The following is a 21,102-nucleotide window of genomic DNA, read 5'->3' as shown; positions in this document are numbered from 1 at the left end:
ATTCCCCATCAACCGGGCATTACGACCACCTGCTATAAGGGCGGAAGGGCCTCTCATCATGTCGCAATCCGATTACCTGTTCACGAGCGAGTCCGTCTCGGAAGGGCATCCCGACAAGGTCTGTGACCGTATTTCCGACGAAATCGTCGACCTGTTCCTTGCCGGGGATCCCAATTCTCGTGTCGCGGCGGAAACGCTGACCACCACCAATCGCATCGTCATCGCCGGCGAGGTTCGGGGACCCGCGGACATCACCCGTGAGCGGATCGAGGAGGCGGCCCGTGAGGCCGTTCGCGATATCGGTTACGAGCAGGACGGATTTCACTGGAAGCATGCACAGGTCGATGTACTGCTGCACGCCCAGTCAGGCGATATCGCCATGGGCGTCGATCGTGATGGCGCCGGTGATCAGGGCATCATGTTCGGCTATGCGTGCGATGAGACACCGGAACTGATGCCGGCCCCGATCCAGTTTTCACACAGGATACTCCGGTCCATGGCCGAGGCACGCAAGTCGGGACATGCACCGGAACTCGGCCCCGATTCCAAGAGCCAGATCACCGTTCGCTACGTGAACGGCAAGCCGGTCGGTGTCACGTCCGTGGTCGTCTCGACCCAGCATGGAGCCGACGTCAGCCAGGAACGTGTGCAGGAGGTCGTGAAACCTTACGTGCTCAAGGCCCTGCCCGAGGGTTGGCTGTCGGATGAGACAGTCTGGTACATCAATCCCACGGGCCAGTTCATTATCGGCGGGCCGGATGGTGATGCCGGTCTGACCGGTCGCAAGATCATCGTTGACACCTATGGCGGCGCGGCACCTCATGGTGGAGGCGCCTTTTCCGGCAAGGATCCGACCAAGGTCGATCGCTCGGCCGCCTACGCTGCCCGTCATCTGGCCAAGAACGTCGTCGCTGCCGGTCTGGCCAGCCGCTGCATGATCCAACTTTCCTATGCGATCGGTGTGGCGCAGCCGCTGTCAATCCATGTCGACACCTACGGCACGGGGCGGGTCGATGAGGCACGTCTGGTCAAGGTGCTCGGTGAGATCAACCTGTCGCAACGCGGTATTCGCGAGCGGTTGCAGCTCAACCGTCCGATCTATGCGCCCAGCGCAGCCTATGGTCATTTCGGTCGTGAGCCTACGCCCGATGGCGGCTTTTCGTGGGAGCGGACCGACCTCGTCGACGAGCTGAAGCGAGCCTTCAACTGAATACGGGAGTTCGACGGCAGGTCTATGGCCGGCATCTTGCGCCGCGGCTGCGCCCGGTCCAGAAGGCGCGGCTTGAGACAATGTTGCCGAAGCTGCGTCTCGACATTCCCGAAGACGGCAGGCTTGTCCATCTTCCGGAGCGGCTATGGCTGGAGATCGGCTTCGGTGGCGGTGAGCATCTCGCATGGCAGGCTGCCAACAACCCGGATGTCGGCTTCATCGGTGTCGAGCCGTTCATGGGTGGTGTGGTCAAATTGCTCCAGCATATCGAAAGCGACGACCTGAAGAATGTTCGGGTTGTCGTCGACGATGCCCGCCTTCTGCTGGCCGCACTTCCCGAACGGAGTGTGGAGCGGGTTTTCATCCTGTTTCCCGATCCATGGCCGAAACGCCGGCACTGGAAGCGGCGGATTGTCTGTGATGCCGTGATTTCCGAGGTCGCCCGGGTTATGCGGTCCGGTGGATTGTTGCGGATTGCCACGGATCATGCAGACTATCGCCAATGGATTCTTGAGGTGATGTTGCGGGCGCCCGGTTTCGAATGGCAGGCAGAGCGCCCTGCGGACTGGCGCGAGCGGGGTGATGATTGGCCGCCGACACGATACGAGGAAAAGGCTGTAAGGGAGAACCGCCCTCCCGTGTTCCTGCGTTTCGGGCGGGTGGCGCGGCATCAGGTTTAGGGGTTGCGCCAACGCTCGATTCGGAGCATAAGGGCGTCGTCAGACAAGCACGGAAATGGTAAAGAGTGGGTCGACGCCCGCTCTTTTTTGTTGTGGGGTGATGTCAGGAATCGACGCTTTCAGCGAAATCGAAAAGCTGTTGCAACCGGTATTGTCCGATCTCGGTTATGATCTGGTTGTGGCTCGCATGATCGGTGGTTCGAAAAGGACGCTCCAGGTCATGGCCGAGCCAGTGGACCATCGTCGGTCGATGACGGTTGAGGATTGTGTCGAGATCAGTCATGCCCTGTCCGCAGTTCTTGATGTGGAGGATCCCATTCCGGGGCGATATACCTTGGAGGTGAGTTCTCCGGGACTCGACCGTCCCTTGGTTCGCAAGGCAGATTTTGTGCGTTTTGTTGGTCATGGCATCCGGGTTGAGACCGGGACTCCGGTCAATGGTCGCAGGCGTTTCAAGGGGGAACTCCTGGCTCTGGTTGGCGATGGAGGGCAGTTGCGGCTGAATTGTGAGGATGGCGTGGTTGAGTTGCCGTTGTCTGATGTCCGCAAGGCGCGTCTTGAGGTGAGCGAGGATTTGATCCGGAAAGCGGGGAAAGCCCGCAAGCCCGATCCGGTTGTAAGCAGAGAGGATGACGGGAGATGATCTCATGGATCTGAGTGCCGGCCTGGGACGCGCCGAACTGATTCGCGTGGCCGAGACCGTGGCACAGGAGAAGGGCATCTCCACCGCCGAGGTGATCGAGGCGCTGGAGCAGGCCATCCAGACCGCAGCGCGCCGGAAATATGGTCTGGAACACGAGATCGTTGCGGAGATTGACCGCAAGACCGGTGAGATCCGGCTTTATCGCGAGCTGGAGGTGTCAGAGGAGGTGGAGGATCATGCCCGGCAGATCTCCCTTCCCGATGCCAGAGAACGCAATCCCGCAGCTGGTATCGGCGACCATATCCTGGATCCTCTCCCGCCGATCGATCTTGGACGGATTGCCGCCCAGAGCGCCAAGCAGGTCATCGTGCAGAAGGTGCGCGATGCCGAGCGTGAACGCCAGTACGAAGAATTCAAGGATCGCATCGGCGAGGTTATCGTCGGTGAGGTCAAGCGCATGGAACATGGCAACGTGCTGATCGACCTTGGTCGCAGCGAGGCCGTTGTTCGTCGTGATGACCTGATACCACGCGAGATTTTCCGCCCCAAGGATCGGATTCGCGCCTATATCTACGACGTTCGCCACGAGACCCGGGGACCGCAGATCTTCTTGTCCCGTACTCACCCGCAGTTCATGGCGAAGCTGTTCGAGCAGGAAGTGCCTGAGATCTACGATGGTGTTATCGAGATCCGGGCGGTGGCGCGCGATCCGGGAAGCCGTGCGAAGATCGCGGTGATTTCCAAGGACAGCAGCATCGACCCCGTGGGGGCTTGTGTCGGCATGCGTGGGAGCCGTGTGCAGGCCGTCGTGCAGGAACTGATGGGCGAGAAGGTGGATATCATTCCATGGTCCGCCGATCAGGCTACCTTCATTGTCAATGCCCTGGCGCCGGCCGAGGTGAGCAAGGTTGTGCTCGATCCCGACAACCAGCGCATTGAGGTGATTGTTCCCGATCACATGCAACATATTGCCATCGGCCGTCGTGGACAGAACGTGCGGTTGGCATCGCAGCTTTCGGGCTGGGATATCGATATCGTCTCGGAGACCGAAGAGTCCGAGCGGCGCAATCGCGAATTCCGCCAGACAACGCAGTTGTTCACTGAAGCGTTGAATGTCGAAGAGGTTATCGCCCAACTACTCTCGACCGAGGGATACTCCTCGATAGAGGAAATCGTTAACAGTGATGTTGAAGAACTGGCCGCCATTCAGGGCTTCGACGAGGAAATAGCCGAGGCGCTGAAGGAACGCGCTTATGCCTATTTCGAAGAACAGGAAGAGGCGCTGGTTGCGGAAGCCGACTCGGTGGGACTCGCCGATGACTTGCGCGAATTCGAGATGCTCGACCTGGCTACTGTGGTCGATCTGGCCAAGCAGGGTGTAAAGACGCTTGAGGATCTCGCCGATCTATCCGGCGACGAGTTCATCGAGCTTTTGCCCGAGGTCGATGTCGACAGCGAGGAGGCGGGCGCGATCATTCTCGCCGCCAGGGTGAAGTTGGGGTGGATCGAACCTGAGCGCGAAGGCGATAATCCTGAAGTCGAGCCTTCCAACGAAGGTGGAGAGGATAGCATTGCTGTCGAACCTGAAACCGGAGAGGAACGCTCCTGACGATCATGGATGCCATACCCGCGGAGGTTTCCGGGCCGATTCGTCGCAATGCGATGAATCGGGAACGGGTGCCCGCGCGTGACATGATCCGCTATGTTGCCGACACGGAAGGGCGTATTGTACCCGATGTTGCGGGAAAGTTGCCCGGGCGCGGTGTCTGGCTGGAGGCATCTCGCGATGCGGTGATGCTGGCGACGAGAAAGAATCTTTTCGCACGTGAGTTGCGTCGCAAGGCCATTGCTGATGGCGGGTTGGCCGATCTCGTCGAGCGCTTGCTGGTGCAGGCCTGCCTGCAACAGCTTTCGTTGGCGCGACGTGCCGGACAGCTGGTCATTGGTTTTGATCAGGTGCGGCCAGCACTTTCGTCGGCTGTGCGCGGTGTGTTGATCATGTCCGTGGATGCGGCCGGCGACGCCCGTAAGCTTCGTCAGATTGGTGACGGCAGTATCGTCATCGAGGCATTTGCCCGGCAGGAGATCGGTCGTCAGGTAGGGCGTGACGAGCTGGTTTATGCATGGATGGAAGAAGGCGCGATTGCCATGAGGTTGGTCGCGCTCGTGCGCAAGCTGCGAGGCTTTCGCGATGTAGAGATGGTCATACCGGATACGTGGGCATTGCGAGGCGAGCAATGCCGTCAAAGGAAGGGAAGTCACGGACGCAATGAGTGACGCGAAGGGGCAGGATCGTGGCGGCCGGATCGAGTTGAACCGCTCGGGTGGTGGCAAGCTCGAACTCAAGACGACTGTGGAACAGGGTACTGTCCGGCAGAGCTTCAGCCATGGGCGGAGCAAGCCGGTCGCTGTCGAGGTGAAGAAACGGCGGATCGGTACGGGCACAGGCGGCTCGATGCGCAAGCCGGCCGTCGGGGGCGGCAAGGGTGGCGGTGAAAGGGCGGGCGATGAGCGCGAAGTCCGGCGTTCGGCGCGTCAGGACCAAGGCGGCAAGTCCGGTCGCGGCCCGGTGGTCCTCAAGCCGCTGACCGATGAGGAAAAGAAGGTCCGGCTCAAGGCGTTGAGCGAGGCGCGCAAGAACGAGGAAGAAGCGCGTAAGCGGGCGGAGGAGAATGCTCGCCGTGCTGCCGAGGAGCTGGCCCGGCGCAAGGAGGAGGAGGCGGCCGCAGCCTTGCGCAAGGAGCAGGAAGCTGCACGTCGTCAGGAAGAGGAAGATGCCCGGCGCAAGGCCGAAGAGCAGGCGGCGAGACTGCTGGCCGAGGAAGAGGCCAAGCGCAAGGCCGCCGAGGAGACCGAAAAGGCTCGGCAGGCAGAGGTTCAGGCTGATGCCACCGCGGATCAGGTCGTTGTTGCCGATGAGCCGGCTGTGGTTTCCGGTGAGGACGTGGCCGCACCGCGCCCCGATAGTGCCAAGCGTCCGGCCAAGTCCACGCGTCGCGCCGAAGGTGATGATGATGAACGTGGGCGGGGCAAGCCCGGGCGTGGTGCCGCCAAGCGTGACAACCGGCGAGGTTCCAAGCTGACGCTGGGTGCTGACGACGATGAGCCCGTGCGTGGTCCCAGCCTTGCCAAGCTCAAGCGGCAGCGTGAGCGCGAGCGTCTGGCGAAAGTGGCGAGCAACGAGCCCCAGGTCCGTGAAGTTGTAATTCCCGAGACCATCACGGTGCAGGAACTTGCGGCGCGGATGGCAATTCGCGGTGCGGAAGTGGTCAAGGTGCTGATGCGTAATGGTGTCCTTGCGACGATCAACCAGTCCATTGACGCCGATACGGCGGAGATTGTTGTTTCGGAGTTCGGTCATACGCCCAAGCGAGTCAGCGAATCGGATGTCGAGGTCGGTGTCGAAGGTGCCGAGGACCACGACAGCGACCTGAAGCCGCGTCCGCCGGTGGTCACGGTAATGGGCCATGTCGATCATGGAAAGACGTCGCTCCTCGATGCGTTGCGCAAGAGCAATGTGGTCAGCGGCGAGGCGGGTGGCATCACCCAGCACATCGGTGCCTACCAGGTGGATATCGGTCACGGTACGCCGGTTGCCTTCATCGATACTCCCGGTCACGCCGCGTTCACGGCGATGCGTGCTCGCGGTGCGTCGGTGACGGACATCGTGGTATTGGTGGTTGCGGCCGACGATGGTGTCATGCCGCAGACGATCGAGGCGATCAGTCACGCCAAGGCGGCGGGTGTTCCAGTCGTCGTGGCGGTCAACAAATGCGACCTTCCGGATGCGGATCCGTCGCGGGTCAAGCAGGAACTGCTCAGTCACGATATCGTCGTCGAGGATTTTGGCGGTGATGTGCAGGCCGTGGAAGTGAGTGCCACGAAGAAGCAGAACCTCGACAAGTTGATCGAGGCCATCCAGCTTCAGGCGGAATTGCTGGAACTCAAGGCCAATCCGGATCGCGAGGCCCAGGGCTTCATTATTGAGGCGCGTCTTGATCGCGGTCGTGGCGTGGTCGCTACCGTTCTGGTCCAGAAGGGTACGTTACGGGTCGGTGATATTGTCGTGGCCGGTGCTCAGTGGGGTCGTGTTCGTGCGCTGGTCGATGATCATGGCCGGAACGTCAAGGAGGCGGGACCATCGATGCCGGTGGAAATCCTCGGCCTTGATGGTGTTCCTGAAGCCGGCGATGTCATGTCGGTCGTGGACAACGAACGCAAGGCCCGCGAGATTGTCGATTATCGCCAGCGCAAGCGGCGTGGTCAGCAGATTGCCGCCACGGGTGGCAAGGCGACACTGGAGGATATGTTCAACCAGTTGAAGGCCGGTGAGATCCAGGAATTGCCGGTCGTGATCAAGTCGGACGTGCATGGTTCGCTGGAGGCTATCCAGGCCGGTCTCGACAAGATCGGGACCGATGAGGCGAAGGTTCGCGTCCTGTTCGGTGCCGTTGGCGGCATCACCGAAAGTGATATCACGCTGGCACAGGCTTCAGGCGCTCTGGTCGTGGGTTTCAATGTCCGCGCCAATGCGCAGGCCCGCGAACTGGCTCGTCGCGAAGGGCTGGAGATCCGCTATTATTCGATCATCTACGAGTTGCTCGACGAGATGAAGGCGGTCCTCTCCGGCATGCTTGCGCCGGAAGCACGCGAGGTCATCCTCGGCCATTCCGAAATTCGCGAAGTATTCAGCATTTCCCGCGTCGGGAAGATCGCCGGTTGCATGGTGATCGATGGTCTGATGAAACGCAGTGCGCGAGCAAGGCTGCTTCGCGACGATGTTGTCATCTATGATGGTGAGCTCGGTTCGCTCAAGCGCTTCAAGGATGACGTGCGAGAGGTTCGCCAGGGTTTCGAGTGCGGCATGTCGATTGAGGGCTACAACGACATCCGGCAGGGTGACGTGATCGAGGCCTATGAGGTGCAGGAAGTTGCCCGCACGCTCTAGCCGCCCCCCGGCGGGCCGGAACGACAGCCGGCAAGGAAAGGGGCAGCCATCGCAGCGGCAGCTGAAGGTGGGGGAACAGGTCAGGCATGTGCTGGCTGAGAGCCTCGTCCGTGGCGAGGTTCATGATACCCGGCTTCAGGATGCGCAGTTGACGGTTCTCGAAGTGCGCATGTCTCCCGACCTGCGTCAGGCTACCGTGTTTATCAGTCAGCTGGGGCATTCGGGTATTGCCTCCGATGTGCTTGAGTTGCTCAAACGCGAGGCCGGCCGCTTCGGTGGTATGGTGGCGCGCAGGATCAATCTCAAATATGCGCCGAAGCTCCGGTTTCTTGCCGACGATACGCTTGATCGTGTCGATCGGATCGAGCAACTGCTCGATGAAGGACTCGGTCGCGACCGACGCGAAAGTTGAAGTGAAGGTATGGCAAGACGGCGTTCAAGGGGCCGCCCGATAAACGGGTGGCTGGTGATTGACAAACCAGCGGGCATGACCTCCACGCATGTCGTGAACGTGGTCAAGGCCATGACTCGCGCTGCCAAGGTCGGTCATGGCGGTACACTCGATCCCTTGGCGACGGGAGTGTTGCCGATCGCCATGGGAGATGCGACGAAGACGGTTTCGTATGTCATGGAATCGGTCAAGCGCTATCGTTTCACGATGCGTTTCGGTGAGCGGCGCGATACGGACGATTCCGAGGGCGAGGTGGTCGCGACCAGCGATGACCGCCCCGGCGATGAAGCCATTCGTGAAGCACTGGTCGATTTTGTCGGTGACATCCTGCAGCGGCCGCCTGTCTATGCGGCGGTGAAGATCCAGGGCGAGCGGGCCTACGATATCGCCCGGCGCGGGGAAAAGGTCGAGCTCGAACCCCGCCCGATCCGCATTGACGCCTATGAGATGGTCGGGCGTCCGGACAGGGATCATGCGGTCTTCGAGGTGACGTGTGGCAAGGGGGCTTATGTCCGTGCCCTGGCGCGTGACCTTGGCGAGTTACTCGGTTGCGAAGCTCATGTGAGCGAGCTTCGGCGATTGTGTGTGGGGGCATTCGATGAGGCCGAGGCCATCACGCTCGATACGCTCAAGCAGGTTGTCACGGATGACAGCCTTTCCCAGGTTCTGGTTTCGATGAGGACGGCGCTGGCCGACATCCCGGCGTTTGCCCTCACGGAACCGCAAGCGGTGCGATTGCGTTCCGGACAATCCATCGTCATCTCCCCGCGTCTGGTTCAGGGTCTTCCCGAAAACCATGATATCGGCGATGACGAGGAAGGTGTTACCATTCAGGCGTTGCAGGGAGGCGAGGTCGTCGCTCTGGCACGGCTGCATGGTGCGGAACTCAGTCCGCTCCGCGTATTCAACCCCCAGTGAAGGTGAGAAAGTCTCATCTGGAGGAGGAATCCGATGTCGATTACGCCCGAGCGCAAGATAGAAGTCATCAAGGAATATGCCACCAAGGAAGGCGATACCGGATCGCCCGAGGTGCAGGTGGCCATCCTGTCCGAGCGCATCACCAATCTCACGGAACATCTCAAGACGCACCAGAAGGATTTCGCTTCGCGCCGTGGTCTGTTGATGATGGTCGGCCAGCGACGCCGGCTTCTGGACTATGTCAAGCGGAACAATGCCGCACGTTACCAGGAGTTGATCGGCAAGCTCGGCCTGCGTCGCTGATCCGGCAGATCGTGCGGACCCGTAATCACGCGGGTCCGCCGCCTGCCGTCCGGCAGGTCCATGAAAGGCAAATTCCATGTTTCAAGTCACCGTGAAAGAGACCGAGTGGGGCGGCAAGCCGCTCAGGCTCGAGAGCGGCCGTATCGCCCGACAGGCGGACGGTGCGGTTCTCGCCACGCTCGGCGAGACGGTTGTCCTGGCCACGGCGACAGCCGCGCGGTCTGTCAAGCCGGGCCAGGATTTCTTCCCGCTAACCGTCAATTATCAGGAAAAGACATTCGCTGCAGGCAAGATTCCAGGTGGCTTCTTCAAGCGCGAGGGACGTCCCTCGGAGAAGGAGACGCTGACATCACGCCTGATCGATCGGCCGATCCGCCCCCTCTTTCCGTCAAGTTTCAAGAACGAGACGCAGGTCATCGTCACGGTGCTCGCCCATGATGGCGAGACCGATCCTGACGTGTTGTCGATGATTGCCACCAGTGCAGCCTTGACGATCAGCGGTGTTCCCTTTCTCGGTCCCATCGGCGGGGCGCGGGTCGGGTATGTCGATGGCGCCTTCATCCTCAATCCGACGATCGAGCAGGTCAAGGAAAGCAAGCTCGATCTGGTGGTCGCAGGTACCCGGGACGCCGTGATGATGGTTGAATCGGAAGCCCATGAGCTTTCCGAGGATACCATGCTCAAGGCCGTCATGTTCGGCCATCGGGGTTTCCAGCCCGCCATCGATCTCATCATCGAGCTGGCCAAGGCCTGTGCCAAGGAGCCCTGGGATCTGAAGGAGGTCGATAACAGCGTCCTTTACGGCCAGATGAAGGAGCGTTTCGAGACGCCGTTGCGTGAAGCTTACGCGGAGCGGGTCAAGCAGGAACGCACCGCGAAGGTGGCCGTCGTGCGCGACCAGGCGATGACCGCTTTCATGGCCGAAGACGCGGATGTCGACCAGAAACTGGTTGTCGCCGGCGAATTCAAGCATCTCGAGCAGGAAATCGTTCGCGGCTCGATTCTTGATGGCAAGCCCCGCATCGACGGGCGTGATACCCGGACGGTACGGCCGATCGTGGCTGAGGTTGGTGTTCTGCCCCGTGTTCATGGCTCAGCGCTGTTCACCCGCGGTGAAACTCAGGCGCTGGTGGTGGCCACTCTCGGCACTGGTCAGGACGAACAGCTGATCGACGCGCTCGAAGGTGACATGCGGCAGAACTATATGCTGCACTACAACTTCCCGCCCTATTCGGTGGGTGAGACGGGGCGTATCGGTTCGCCCGGTCGTCGGGAGGTCGGTCACGGCAAGCTCGCCTGGCGTGCGACTCACCCGCTGCTTCCCGGCAAGGAGGCGTTCCCCTACACCATCCGCGTGGTTTCGGAGGTCACCGAAAGCAACGGTTCATCGTCGATGGCCACGGTTTGCGGCACATCGCTGGCGTTGATGGATGCCGGTGTGCCCATGCCCCGCCCGGTCGCTGGTATCGCCATGGGGCTGATCAAGGAAGGTGACCGCTTCGAGGTGCTCTCCGACATCCTTGGTGATGAGGATCATCTTGGAGACATGGATTTCAAGGTCGCCGGTACGGAAGCCGGTGTCACCTCGCTGCAGATGGACATCAAGATCGCCGGCATTACCGAGGAGATCATGCAGGTCGCTCTCGATCAGGCAAAGGCGGGGCGTATCCACATACTGGGCGAGATGGCCAAATGCATCGGCATCCCGCGTCCTGAGATGCGCGATTCAGTACCTCGGGTGATCACATTGCAGATCCCGCAGGACAAGATCGGCGCGGTGATTGGACCAGGTGGCAAGATGATCCGCGAGATCACCGAGACTACCGGGACCAAGGTCGATATCGACGATACCGGCATGGTCAAGGTCGCTTCCACCGATGCGGTTGCCGCCCAGCGCGCGGTCGACTGGATATACGGTCTCACCGCCAAACCCGAGATCGGCAAGGTGTACAATGGGAAGGTGGCCCGGGTCGTCGATTTCGGCGCATTCATTACCTTCCTGGGGCAGCAGGATGGCCTTTGTCACATCTCCGAACTTGCCAATGAGCGCGTCGAGAAGGTGACCGACGTCATCAACGAGGGTGATGAGGTCAAGGTCGTGGTTCTGGCGGTCGACGATCGCGGCAAGGTCAAGCTGAGCATGCGCGCGGTCGATCAGGAGACCGGTGAGGTTTCCGAAATCGAACGCAGGCCACGTGAACCGCGGGGCGATCGCGAACCGCGTGGGGAACGTGGCGAGCGGCGCGGTGGCGATGGCCGCCGCCGCCACCGGGCACCGAACTGAATGTCGTCCAGCAAGGGAGCGCGCCCATGAGCATCGTCCAGCCGATGAACATCTCGGGTGCGGAAGTCTGGCCGCTGGTAGAGGGTGGCAAGGGTGTTGCCGTCTCCAACGGCCGCTCTGCCGGAGCCTGGGCCGCAGCGGGCGGCGTGGGAACGATATCGGGTGTCAATGCCGACTGGATTGACGAGGAGGGGGGATACATCCCCCTCCTCTATGAAGGACGGGACCGGCAGGAGCGTCATGACGAACTGATCAGTTATTCGATCAAGGGTGCTATCAGCCAGGCGAAGATCGCCCACGAACTGCGGGGCGGTGAGGGGCGTCTGCACCTCAATGTCCTGTGGGAGATGGGGGGGTGTGAGCGTGTCCTCCGGGGCGTGCTGGATGGCGCCAGGGGGCTGATTCAGGGTGTGACCTGCGGAGCAGGCATGCCCTACAGGCTCGCCCAGATCTGTTCCGAATATGGTGTCTTCTACTACCCGATCGTATCGTCCGGGCGGGCCTTCAGTGCCTTGTGGAAGCGCTCCTACCACAAGTTCGCCGAGTGGCTGGGGGCGGTCGTCTACGAGGATCCGTGGCTCGCAGGCGGCCATAACGGTCTTTCCAACAGCGAGGATCCGCGCAAGCCCGAGGATCCCTATCCCCGGGTGCTCGAATTGCGCAGGACCATGCGCAAGGCGGGGCTCGACGATGTGCCCATCGTCATGGCTGGCGGTGTGTGGCATCTCGATGACTGGAAGGATTGGATCGGAAACGAAGAGTTGGGCCCGATCGCCTTCCAGTTCGGGACGAGACCATTACTCACTCGGGAAAGCCCCATTCCCGAGAGCTGGAAGCGCAAGCTCCTCGAGCTTCTGCCTGGCGATGTTCTGCTGCATCGTTTCAGTCCGACGGGTTTCTATTCTTCAGCAGTGAAGAACAGTTTCCTTGACGAGTTGGTGGGACGTTCCGAGCGCCAGGTCACGTTCAGCGAGGAGGAGGATGCGGAAACGGGGCGCACGGCCTTCTTCCAGCATGGTCGAGCCGGGCGTGGCGTTTATGTCACGCAGGAGGATCTGGCACATATCCGCACATGGGAAGCCGAGGGCTATACGATGGCCATGCGGACTCCGGATGACACCATGATCTTCGTGACTCCGGAGCAGGGGCGGCAGATACGACGCGACCAGGCTGATTGCATGGGCTGCCTCAGCCACTGCCGCTTCAGCAACTGGAAGGATCACGGCGACTACACTACCGGCAAACTCACCGATCCCCGCTCGTTCTGTATCCAGAAGACGTTGCAGGACGTCGCCCATGGCACGGGCGACGGGCATGATCATCAACTGATGTTTTCCGGTCACAACGCATATAAATTCAGGCAGGATCCGTTCTATGCCAACGGTTTCGTGCCGACCGTTCGCCAACTGGTGCAGCGGATTCTCACCGGACGGTGAACATCATGTCCCGCCACCCGGACCCGTGCGGGCGGCGGGGATTTTGACGTTCTCTTGACGTGGGGCAAAAAGAGGACCAAATGGGTCCTGTATTGATGTCATCACGGACGAGCCCGAACCATGTCAACCGCCTACGGCCAGGCTGTCTCACGCCTCACGGCTGCCGGCTTGCGCCCGACCCGCCAGCGAATCGCACTTGCCAGGCTTCTGATCGAGACCGCGCCTCGTCATGTCACGGCCGAGGAACTCTATCATGAAGCGTGCCAGAACGGCATCCATGTGTCATTGGCCACGGTCTACAACACGCTTCACCAGTTTACGCAGGCTGGGTTGATGGGTGAGGTCGTGGTTGGTTCCGGGCAGTCCTATTTCGATACGACGGCGCATGCACACCATCATTTCTTTGACAAGAATACCGGGGAGATCTTCGATTTTCCCGATGATGCTGTGGATTTTGGAGAACTGCCGCCGCCTCCGCGGGGAAAGGTGATCGAACGGGTGGATGTCGTCATCCGCATCCGCAATGCGACGAAGGAAGAACTGGAAGCCCAGCGGATCACATCGGAAGCCTGACCTGACCGATCCGGTCAGCCACCCGACAGCATCCCTTTCCGACACGTACCACGGCCCGGCAGAAGGGCGCGTTACGGTAATTCGTCCTTCAGGAGACCGAATACATCCCGGCGGGAGAGCCAGCCTCTGCGGTCGCCGACATCGACCAGGCACCAGACCGGCTGGCAATTCAGCATTTCGACGACCACTCGCGGTTCGATGCGGGCGACGACCATCGCCTCGTCGCTCGGCGTTCGCCGCAGATCGGCGATATTGTTGGCGATCATCAGGTAACGCTTGCCTGAAAGCAGGCTCTTGTGGATCCAGCCGGTCTCGTTGTCGGGATCTTTGACCTCGCGCCAGTCGTCGCTTTCCTCGATCACCTCCATTGGCAGTCCGCGCTTGGAATACACCCATTTGATCGGGAATTCCTTGCCGGGTCCTGTGCGCATGTAGATCTTGTCGGCGCCCAGGCTGACAAAGCGGGGCACCGGCAGGCCACTGTCGCGGCCAATATTCACCGGACTGTCCTGTGACAGGGCGGGACCCGATATCAGTGTGGCCAGAACGAGCAATGCGAAAACCTGTGACATCCCGCGCTGCGACGACATTCATTCATCCGGAGTTTGTGAGAATTGCCCCTTTCTGCTAAGCGAGCAATAAAGCTGTCAAGGACTGCGGCCAACGCTCATTTCAGTGGAGAACGCCAGGCATGGGGCGCAACCGACCTCTGGTCATCGTCACCCGACGTCTTCCCGATGTTATCGAAACGCGGATGATGGAGTTGTTCAACGCGCGGCTGAACGAGACCGATGCACCGATGTCCAAGGCCGATCTCATCGAGGCGGTGAAGACGTGCCAGATTCTCGTGCCGACGGTCACCGACCGGATCGACGCCTCGGTGTTGGCGCACGCCAATCCCGAACTGCGCCTGATCGCAAACTATGGCACGGGTGTGGATCGTATCGACGTCGAGGCGGCCTACAAGCGTGGCATTACGGTCACGAACACCCCCGGTGTGCTGACCGAGGACACGGCCGACATGACCATGGCGCTGATCCTCGCCGTGTCGCGAAGGGTGGTGGAAGGCGAAAAGCTGGCGCGCTCGGGCGAATGGACCGGCTGGAGTCCGACGTCGATGCTCGGGCATCGCATTCACGGCAAGCGCATCGGCATTCTCGGCATGGGGCGGATCGGTACGGCGGTTGCCCGTCGCGCCCGTGGTTTCGGACTTTCGGTCCATTACCACAATCGGCGACGTGTGCCGGAGAGCGTCGAGAACGAACTCGAAGCCACCTATTGGGACAGTCTCGACCAGATGCTGGCCCGGGTCGACATCGTCTCGATCAACTGCCCGCACACGCCGGCAACCTTCCATCTGCTCAATGCACGTCGGCTGAAGCTGTTGCGCCCGCACGCGACCATCGTCAATGCGAGCCGGGGCGAGGTGATCGACGAGGCCGCGCTCACGCGCATGTTGCGCAACAACGAGATTGCGGGTGCCGGTCTGGATGTGTTCGAGCATGAGCCCGCGATCAACCCGAAACTGCGGGAACTCGACAATGTGGTCCTGCTTCCGCACATGGGATCTTCAACTATCGAAGGTCGTATCGACATGGGCGAGAAGGTCATTATCAACATCAAGACATTCGTCGATGGGCACCGTCCGCCTGACCGTGTTCTTCCCAGCATGGTCTGATGGGTCATGGCCATTTCTTCGGCTGCGGGCCGTTTGCCCGTGCAACTCGTGGTATTCGACTGCGACGGTACGCTGGTCGACAGCGAGGCGACGATTGTCCATTGCGCCCGTACGGCGTTCGACCGTTGCGGTTTGCCGGTACCCGGTGCCGATCAGGTGCGTCGTATCGTTGGCTTGTCGTTGCTGGAGGCGATGACAGCGCTGCTTGGCGACAATGACGACCCTTCGCGGAGCCAGTGCATTGCACAGGCCTATCGCGATGAATTCGTTGCGTACCGATCACGACCGGATTTCAGCGAGCCACTGTTCGATGGCGTGCGCGACCTGCTCGATGACCTGCTCTCTCGCGGGCTGCTCATGGGTGTCGCCACTGGCAAGTCGATGCCGGGGTTGGAAAGGGTCATCGCCCACAATGGCCTTGAGCGGTACTTCATCACCCTGCAGACGGCCGACCTTCACCCGTCCAAACCGCACCCTTCGATGATGCAGGCAGCCATGCGTGAGACCGGCGCGGTGCCAGAACGAACCGTCATCATTGGCGACACGACCTATGATATCGACATGGGGTTGGCGGCCGGCTGCCGGGCCATAGGCGTCGCCTACGGCAATCACCCGCCGGAGGAACTCGAACAGGCGGGGGCCGAGGCGGTATTGGCGAAAATCACGGATCTGACACAATATCTGTGATGATCCGGTCGTCAACGAGGGATGGTATCCCGACTGGGGGACTCCTTGCCACACAGGTTGTTGCGTCGGGACTGCAACCGGCAGGCGGGTTGTTACATGAAGCGATTCTACAAGAATGTACAGGTGGGGGACGGGTTTCGCGTTCTCCTCGATGGACGCGCGGTAAGGACCCCGGGAAAGGCCGAACTGCTGATCCCATGGCGTCCGCTGGCAGAAGCCGTAGCGGCGGAGTGGGCAGGGCAGACCGAAGTGGTGAGGCCACAGGGGATGCCGCTCATGCGTCTGTGTACGTCCGTTATCGACCTGTTCCCCGGACGCATGGACGATGCCCGTGGCGAGATCGTCGAGTTCGGTGCCCACGATCTGCTCTGTTACCGCGCGGAGGAGCCTTCGGAACTGCGCATGCGTCAGGACCGATGCTGGCAACCTTGGGTCGATTGGTCGGCCGACGTCCTGCGCGCGCCTCTGACGGTGACGACTGGAATCTCGCCGGTCGATCAGCCGGAATCGACGCTGACCAGATTCGAAAATCTGGTGCGCGGGGTCGATTCATGGTCGCTCATGGGGCTGCATGCGGCTGTCAAGCTCACGGGCTCGATGGTTCTCGGGCTGGCATTGCAGCGTGGCGAACTCGATCCACAAGCCGCCTTTGCCGCCACCTTGCTGGATGAGTTGTTCGAAATCGAGCGGTGGGGGCTTGAGAAGGAACAGGCCGGTCGGCATGCCTGCCTTCGTCTCGAATTGGAGGCTGTCGCCGCCTTCTGCCGTCTGGTCAGCGACTGAGACCTCCATATCGGGTCTGCCGGGCGGCCGTTTCGCCGCGTCCCCATGGTCATTGTCTTCAGACCATGCTAGCCGCTTGTTGCAACGCGAAAGAGTGTCGGAAAACAACGCCATGCAGGAAATTATCGAAAAGCTCGATGCCAAGCGGCAGGGAGCGCGGATCGGCGGCGGTGAGCGGCGCATCAAGGCGCAACATGACCGGGGAAAGCTGACGGCCCGCGAACGGATCGAGCTTCTGGTCGATCCCGGCTCCTTCGAGGAGACCGACATGTTCGTCGAGCATCGCTGCATCGATTTCGGCATGCCGGAACAGCATGTGCCCGGCGATGGCGTGGTGACCGGGCAGGGCACCATCAACGGTCGTCTGGTGTTCGTATTTTCACAGGATTTTACCGTTTTTGGCGGCTCGCTGTCGGAGAGCCATGCGGAGAAGATCTGCAAGGTGATGGATCGGGCGATCAGGGTCGGTGCTCCGGTGATCGGTCTGAACGACTCCGGTGGAGCGCGCATCCAGGAAGGGGTCGCATCGCTCGCGGGTTATGCCGAGGTGTTTCAGCGCAATGTCCTGGCGTCGGGTGTCGTCCCACAGATTTCGGTGATCTGCGGACCATGTGCCGGTGGGGCCGTGTACAGCCCGGCAATGACCGATTTCATCTTCATGGTGCGCGACAGTTCGTACATGTTTGTCACCGGTCCCGAGGTGGTGAAGACCGTCACCAACGAAGTGGTGACCCAGGAGCAGCTGGGGGGTGCATCGACGCATACCCGCAAGTCCGGAGTGGCGGATCTGGCTTTCCTCAACGATGTCGAGGCGCTGAGCGAGGTCCGCCGGTTCTTCGATTTCCTGCCGCTGTCCAACCGTGAGCAGCCGCCGGTCTGGCCGACGGGTGATCCTGTCGACCGTGACGATGCCTCGCTCGATACGCTTGTACCCGCCAATCCCAACCAGCCCTACGATATGAAGGAGCTGATTCTCAAGCTTGTCGATGAACGGGATTTCTTCGAGATCCAGACGGATTATGCCCGCAACATCATCATCGGGCTTGCCCGCATCGAAGGGCATCCGGTGGGTATCGTCGCCAATCAACCGATGGTGCTGGCGGGCTGTCTTGACATTGACAGTTCGCGCAAGGCTGCCCGTTTCGTGCGTTTTTGCGATGCCTTCAACATTCCACTGCTGACGCTTGTCGATGTCCCGGGCTTTCTGCCGGGCACTGCTCAGGAATATGGTGGTATCATCAAGCATGGCGCAAAGCTGCTCTACGCCTATGCCGAGGCCACGGTGCCGAAGGTCACGGTCATTACCCGCAAGGCCTATGGCGGTGCCTATGATGTCATGTCATCCAAGCATCTCCGTGGCGATGTCAATTATGCATGGCCCACGGCTGAAATCGCGGTCATGGGCTCCAAGGGTGCGGTGGAGATCATCTTTCGTTCGGATATCGGTGATACGGCAAAGATCGAGACGCGTACCGAGGAGTACAAGGAGCGTTTTGCCAATCCGTTTGTCGCGGCCGCGCGCGGGTTCATTGACGATGTCATCATGCCTCATGGTACCCGCCGTCGCGTGGCCAGTTCCCTGCGCTGGCTGCGGAACAAGAAGGCCGAAATACCTTGGAAGAAACACGGCAACCTTCCCCTGTAGGATGTTCTGGCGGGCGATGAAACACCGATATGATCCCCCATCACTCGGGCATCATCTGCTTTGCGAGCCGCGTTTGCGCGGGCATGCCAACCGGCGTTCAAACGGACCCCTCTGACCTTTCCCCGCTGGTCCGGACAGCCCGCCACGGTGGTGGGTCAGGGTGGAAAGGTCAGGCGGCCCATCAGGCCGGGGAGGGAAGCTCCGGTGACGCGGGGGACGTTGCCGGGTTCACCGTCGATCAGCAATCGGGCCAACAGGGCAAAGGCCAGGGCTTCCTTGAAATCGGGGTCGATACCGGCATCGCGCAGATCATGAAGCTTGCCCGGGCCCAGTCCTGCCTCGATCTGTGTCATCAGTGTTGTATTGCGTGCACCGCCGCCGCCAACGAATACGTATTCGATTTTGTGACCCCTGATGGATGAGAGGATCGCGGCAGCTGTCCAACTGGTGACGGTGGCCAGCAGGTCGCGCCAGTCATCATCGCATTGCGGGTTGATGCGATCGACGAGCGCGTCGGTGAAGGCGTGGCCGAATTGCTCTCGTCCGGCGGATTTGGGCGGAGGAGCGGTCAGGAAGGGGTGAGCCATGAGGTCCGTCATCAGGAGCTCGTCGACAGCGCCCCGGGCTGCCTCGGCACCACCGGCATCGAACATCATCCGGCCTCCGGTACGTCGCTCCATGATGCGGTCGATGACCATGTTGCCGGGCCCGCAGTCGAAGGCGAGAGGCTCCTCGTTGCTGTGGCGCAGCGGCGGGATGATGGTCAGATTGGCGATGCCGCCGATGTTGATCGAAAGAACGGTTTCATCCCTGCGGCCCAGCATCAATTGGTCGAATACGGGCACGAGTGGGGCGCCGCAGCCGCCCAGAACCACATCCGCTCTGCGGAAATCATGGGCGACGACACAACCCAGCCTCCGGGCCAGATAGCCCGGTTCGCCGATCTGGAGGGTTGTACGGCCATGTTCATGGTAAACCGTCTGGCCGTGGCTGCCGACCAGATCGATCCGGATGCCGTGTCGTTGGGCCAGATTGAATGTCGCATCGGCAAACCAGCGTCCAAGATCCATGTCGACGCGTGCTGCTGTATACAGGTCTCCACCCATGGACGCCTCGATCTGCCGGCGCAGGTCGGAGGGCATGGGTACAGTTTCGGTAGCCAGGGTTTCGATCAATCGCATTTCCGCTTGCGGACCAATCCGGCAGAACGCGATATCCAGCCCATCCATGGAGGTGCCCGTCATCAATCCGGCGATGACGGGATCGGGTTTCGCCGCAAGGGCCTGCAGTCGGTCAAGCGGTGATACCGGCAATTCGAGTCTACATCGTGCCGGGGAAATTACCACCGTCGATCAGCAGGTTCTGGCCGGTAATGTAGCCTCCCTGGACCGAACAGAGGAAAGCGCACAGTTCACCAAATTCATGCGGATCACCGAAACGCCCTGCGGGAATTGAAGCGGCAGCGGCTTTGGCGATTTCCGCGACGTCCCGGCCACTTTTCCTGGCGTTGAATTCGAAATTGCCGCGCAGGCGGTCGGTATCGAAACGGCCGGGCAGGATATTGTTGATGGTCACCCCTGTCCTGGCAATCGCCCTCGCGGTGCCGGCGACAAAACCGGTCAACCCGGAGCGGGCGCCGTTCGACAATCCCAGTTCGGCGATCGGTGCCTTGACGGCCGAGGATGTGATATTGACGATGCGGCCGAAACCGCGGCGGCCCATGTCGTCAACCACGGCACGGATGAGTTCTATGGGGGTAATCATGTTCGCGTTGACCGCCTTGATCCATTCGGCCTCGCCCCATTCGCGGAAATCGCCCGGAGGCGGCCCTCCGGCATTGTTGACAAGGATATCGACATCACCAGCGGCATCCAACACCTGTTGACGACCGTCGGCCGTGGTAATGTCGCAGGCCACGGTCGTCACATGGACGCCGGTCCTGTTGCGGATGTGGTTCGCGGTCGCTTCCAACGCCTCGGCACCGCGGGCATTGATGACCAGGTCGACGCCGTTGTCGGCGAGCGACATGGCGCAGGCACGACCGAGGCCCTTGCTGCCGGCGCAAACGATCGCTTTGCGTCCCTTGATGCCGAGATCCACGATTCAGTCTCTCCAGATGGTCGAAGATGGTGATGGTCGCTGGTTCATATCCTGCACGAGCGCCAGTACGCGTCGGGCCAGCGGAAGGGTTATGGGCCACTTGGCATGCAGCGAAGCCCGGTCCAGGGCACGAACCATGGCCCTTGCCGCCTCGAACGAACGCTCCATATGGCGCAGGAGATAGTACACGACTTCGCTCGGCACCTGCAATTGGCGGTCGCGAAACTGTTTCACCAGAACGGCAGCCAGCAACTCGTCGCGTGGTGCCGCGATATGGGATGTCAGCGACGTTCGCAATCGCGAAGCCAGGTCGGGCAACATCGGCAACCAGGCGCCGAGAGGAGTCGATGCGGTGAGCAGGAGACTGCCACTGCGTTCGCGGCAGACATTATAGAGTTGCAGCAGCAGCACCTCGTCTTCGACCCGATCGGCGTCGTCCACGGCGCAGCAACGACTGTGGCCCAGTCGTTCCACAGGCGCACCGCCGTCGAACACTTCGGCTGCATTCAGCAGCAATGCATCGCTTTGTCCTGCCCATATCCGGGCGAGGTGGCTCTTGCCGCATCCGGCCGGACCATCGATGATCAACGCCGTCGACGGCCATCGGGGCCATGCCATCACCGCATCGAACGCAGTCTCGTTGGAGGTGTCCCGAAGAAAGTCATCGATACCTGCCCCCTCGTCGACGGGCAGGTCCAGCACCAGCTGCCGCATTGACGGTTCAAGTCGCATCGGCATGCCACACCGGAGCTGCACGGGCCTC

The 21,102-nt window shown here is 61.0% G+C and carries 20 protein-coding genes; 16 read left to right on the top strand and 4 right to left on the bottom strand.

Going from position 1 to position 21,102, the window contains the following annotated elements:
- The first annotated feature begins 58 nt into the window (after positions 1-58).
- The 12 genes from H6851_03650 (at position 59) to H6851_03595 (ending at position 13,446) form a co-directional block, all read left to right on the top strand.
- Entirely contained in the window at positions 59-1,210 is a 1,152-nt protein-coding gene (locus H6851_03650) for a methionine adenosyltransferase (protein ID MCB9942702.1), read from the top strand.
- The gene (gene trmB / locus H6851_03645; protein ID MCB9942701.1) at positions 1,162-1,890 is read left to right on the top strand and encodes a tRNA (guanosine(46)-N7)-methyltransferase TrmB; all 729 of its coding nucleotides are present in this window, start codon (positions 1,162-1,164) and stop codon (positions 1,888-1,890) included. The genes H6851_03650 and trmB overlap by 49 nt, the downstream gene beginning before the upstream one ends.
- A 109-nt stretch (positions 1,891-1,999) precedes the next feature.
- Positions 2,000-2,533 (top strand): ribosome maturation factor RimP, encoded by a 534-nt coding sequence (gene rimP / locus H6851_03640; protein MCB9942700.1) that lies wholly within the window; start codon positions 2,000-2,002, stop codon positions 2,531-2,533.
- A gap of 4 nt (positions 2,534-2,537) precedes the next feature.
- Positions 2,538-4,142 carry a transcription termination/antitermination protein NusA gene (nusA, locus tag H6851_03635; protein ID MCB9942699.1) on the top strand — a complete coding sequence of 535 codons (1,605 nt, stop codon included), beginning with the start codon at positions 2,538-2,540 and terminating at the stop codon, positions 4,140-4,142.
- A gap of 5 nt (positions 4,143-4,147) precedes the next feature.
- Positions 4,148-4,810, top strand: coding sequence for a DUF448 domain-containing protein (locus tag H6851_03630; protein MCB9942698.1), 663 nt, complete (start codon positions 4,148-4,150; stop codon positions 4,808-4,810).
- Complete coding sequence (infB, locus tag H6851_03625) at positions 4,803-7,481, top strand: translation initiation factor IF-2 (GenBank protein MCB9942697.1); 2,679 nt, start codon at positions 4,803-4,805, stop codon at positions 7,479-7,481. The genes H6851_03630 and infB overlap by 8 nt, the downstream gene beginning before the upstream one ends.
- Positions 7,450-7,893, top strand: a complete 444-nt coding sequence (gene rbfA, locus H6851_03620; GenBank protein ID MCB9942696.1) for a 30S ribosome-binding factor RbfA — start codon at positions 7,450-7,452, stop codon at positions 7,891-7,893. Before infB ends, rbfA begins: the two co-directional genes overlap by 32 nt.
- Before the next feature lie 9 nt (positions 7,894-7,902).
- On the top strand, positions 7,903-8,850 hold the full coding sequence (gene truB / locus H6851_03615; GenBank protein MCB9942695.1) for a tRNA pseudouridine(55) synthase TruB: 948 nt from the start codon (positions 7,903-7,905) through the stop codon (positions 8,848-8,850).
- 33 nt (positions 8,851-8,883) lie between these two features.
- Entirely contained in the window at positions 8,884-9,153 is a 270-nt protein-coding gene (gene rpsO, locus H6851_03610) for a 30S ribosomal protein S15 (protein MCB9942694.1), read from the top strand.
- 76 nt (positions 9,154-9,229) lie between these two features.
- Positions 9,230-11,437 carry a polyribonucleotide nucleotidyltransferase gene (gene pnp, locus H6851_03605; GenBank protein ID MCB9942693.1) on the top strand — a complete coding sequence of 736 codons (2,208 nt, stop codon included), beginning with the start codon at positions 9,230-9,232 and terminating at the stop codon, positions 11,435-11,437.
- Positions 11,438-11,463: 26 nt separating this feature from the next.
- Positions 11,464-12,873: a nitronate monooxygenase gene (locus H6851_03600; GenBank protein MCB9942692.1), complete on the top strand. Its 1,410-nt coding sequence runs from the start codon at positions 11,464-11,466 to the stop codon at positions 12,871-12,873.
- Between the two features lie 120 nt (positions 12,874-12,993).
- On the top strand, positions 12,994-13,446 hold the full coding sequence (locus H6851_03595; GenBank protein ID MCB9942691.1) for a transcriptional repressor: 453 nt from the start codon (positions 12,994-12,996) through the stop codon (positions 13,444-13,446).
- A gap of 71 nt (positions 13,447-13,517) precedes the next feature.
- On the opposite strand, the gene H6851_03590 is transcribed toward H6851_03595, so the two are convergent.
- The gene (locus H6851_03590) at positions 13,518-14,036 is read right to left on the bottom strand and encodes a hypothetical protein (GenBank protein ID MCB9942690.1); all 519 of its coding nucleotides are present in this window, start codon (positions 14,034-14,036) and stop codon (positions 13,518-13,520) included.
- Between the two features lie 101 nt (positions 14,037-14,137).
- Here H6851_03590 and H6851_03585 point away from each other — a divergent pair, with 101 nt between their 5' ends.
- The 4 genes from H6851_03585 to H6851_03570 all read left to right on the top strand — a co-directional run bounded on the left by H6851_03585 (position 14,138) and on the right by H6851_03570 (position 18,239).
- A complete protein-coding gene (locus H6851_03585; GenBank protein ID MCB9942689.1) occupies positions 14,138-15,124 on the top strand; it encodes a D-glycerate dehydrogenase in 987 nt (328 codons plus the stop codon).
- A 33-nt stretch (positions 15,125-15,157) separates the two neighbouring features.
- Positions 15,158-15,811, top strand: coding sequence for an HAD-IA family hydrolase (locus H6851_03580; GenBank protein ID MCB9942688.1), 654 nt, complete (start codon positions 15,158-15,160; stop codon positions 15,809-15,811).
- A 96-nt stretch (positions 15,812-15,907) separates the two neighbouring features.
- Positions 15,908-16,594, top strand: a complete 687-nt coding sequence (locus H6851_03575) for an ATPase (GenBank protein MCB9942687.1) — start codon at positions 15,908-15,910, stop codon at positions 16,592-16,594.
- Between the two features lie 112 nt (positions 16,595-16,706).
- Entirely contained in the window at positions 16,707-18,239 is a 1,533-nt protein-coding gene (locus tag H6851_03570) for an acyl-CoA carboxylase subunit beta (protein MCB9942686.1), read from the top strand.
- A gap of 155 nt (positions 18,240-18,394) precedes the next feature.
- Here the strand turns inward: H6851_03570 and H6851_03565 are convergent, their stop codons facing one another.
- The 3 genes from H6851_03565 to H6851_03555 are packed head-to-tail and all read right to left on the bottom strand — an operon-like array spanning position 18,395 to position 21,077.
- The gene (locus tag H6851_03565; GenBank protein ID MCB9942685.1) at positions 18,395-19,552 is read right to left on the bottom strand and encodes an anhydro-N-acetylmuramic acid kinase; all 1,158 of its coding nucleotides are present in this window, start codon (positions 19,550-19,552) and stop codon (positions 18,395-18,397) included.
- Between the two features lie 7 nt (positions 19,553-19,559).
- Positions 19,560-20,339, bottom strand: a complete 780-nt coding sequence (locus H6851_03560; protein ID MCB9942684.1) for an SDR family oxidoreductase — start codon at positions 20,337-20,339, stop codon at positions 19,560-19,562.
- A 3-nt stretch (positions 20,340-20,342) separates the two neighbouring features.
- Entirely contained in the window at positions 20,343-21,077 is a 735-nt protein-coding gene (locus tag H6851_03555) for a hypothetical protein (GenBank protein MCB9942683.1), read from the bottom strand.
- Positions 21,078-21,102 lie beyond the last annotated feature (25 nt).

It is taken from the genome of Geminicoccaceae bacterium (assembly GCA_020638465.1).
In the GTDB taxonomy this organism is placed as follows: Bacteria; Pseudomonadota; Alphaproteobacteria; order Geminicoccales; family Geminicoccaceae; genus JAGREO01.
This window is presented reverse-complemented; position numbering and strand designations above follow the sequence as displayed.

Excerpts from the sequence above, each read along its gene's own strand:
- H6851_03650 (MCB9942702.1), top strand. The coding sequence starts at position 59 with ATGTCGCAATCCGATTACCTGTTCACGAGCGAGTCCGTCTCGGAAGGG.
- nusA (MCB9942699.1), top strand. The coding sequence starts at position 2,538 with ATGGATCTGAGTGCCGGCCTGGGACGCGCCGAACTGATTCGCGTGGCC.
- H6851_03630 (MCB9942698.1), top strand. The coding sequence starts at position 4,148 with ATGGATGCCATACCCGCGGAGGTTTCCGGGCCGATTCGTCGCAATGCG.
- infB (MCB9942697.1), top strand. The coding sequence starts at position 4,803 with ATGAGTGACGCGAAGGGGCAGGATCGTGGCGGCCGGATCGAGTTGAAC.
- rbfA (MCB9942696.1), top strand. The coding sequence starts at position 7,450 with ATGAGGTGCAGGAAGTTGCCCGCACGCTCTAGCCGCCCCCCGGCGGGC.
- truB (MCB9942695.1), top strand. The coding sequence starts at position 7,903 with ATGGCAAGACGGCGTTCAAGGGGCCGCCCGATAAACGGGTGGCTGGTG.
- rpsO (MCB9942694.1), top strand. The coding sequence starts at position 8,884 with ATGTCGATTACGCCCGAGCGCAAGATAGAAGTCATCAAGGAATATGCC.
- pnp (MCB9942693.1), top strand. The coding sequence starts at position 9,230 with ATGTTTCAAGTCACCGTGAAAGAGACCGAGTGGGGCGGCAAGCCGCTC.
- H6851_03600 (MCB9942692.1), top strand. The coding sequence starts at position 11,464 with ATGAGCATCGTCCAGCCGATGAACATCTCGGGTGCGGAAGTCTGGCCG.
- H6851_03595 (MCB9942691.1), top strand. The coding sequence starts at position 12,994 with ATGTCAACCGCCTACGGCCAGGCTGTCTCACGCCTCACGGCTGCCGGC.
- H6851_03590 (MCB9942690.1), bottom strand. The coding sequence starts at position 14,036 with ATGTCGTCGCAGCGCGGGATGTCACAGGTTTTCGCATTGCTCGTTCTG.
- H6851_03585 (MCB9942689.1), top strand. The coding sequence starts at position 14,138 with ATGGGGCGCAACCGACCTCTGGTCATCGTCACCCGACGTCTTCCCGAT.
- H6851_03575 (MCB9942687.1), top strand. The coding sequence starts at position 15,908 with ATGAAGCGATTCTACAAGAATGTACAGGTGGGGGACGGGTTTCGCGTT.
- H6851_03570 (MCB9942686.1), top strand. The coding sequence starts at position 16,707 with ATGCAGGAAATTATCGAAAAGCTCGATGCCAAGCGGCAGGGAGCGCGG.
- H6851_03555 (MCB9942683.1), bottom strand. The coding sequence starts at position 21,077 with ATGCCGATGCGACTTGAACCGTCAATGCGGCAGCTGGTGCTGGACCTG.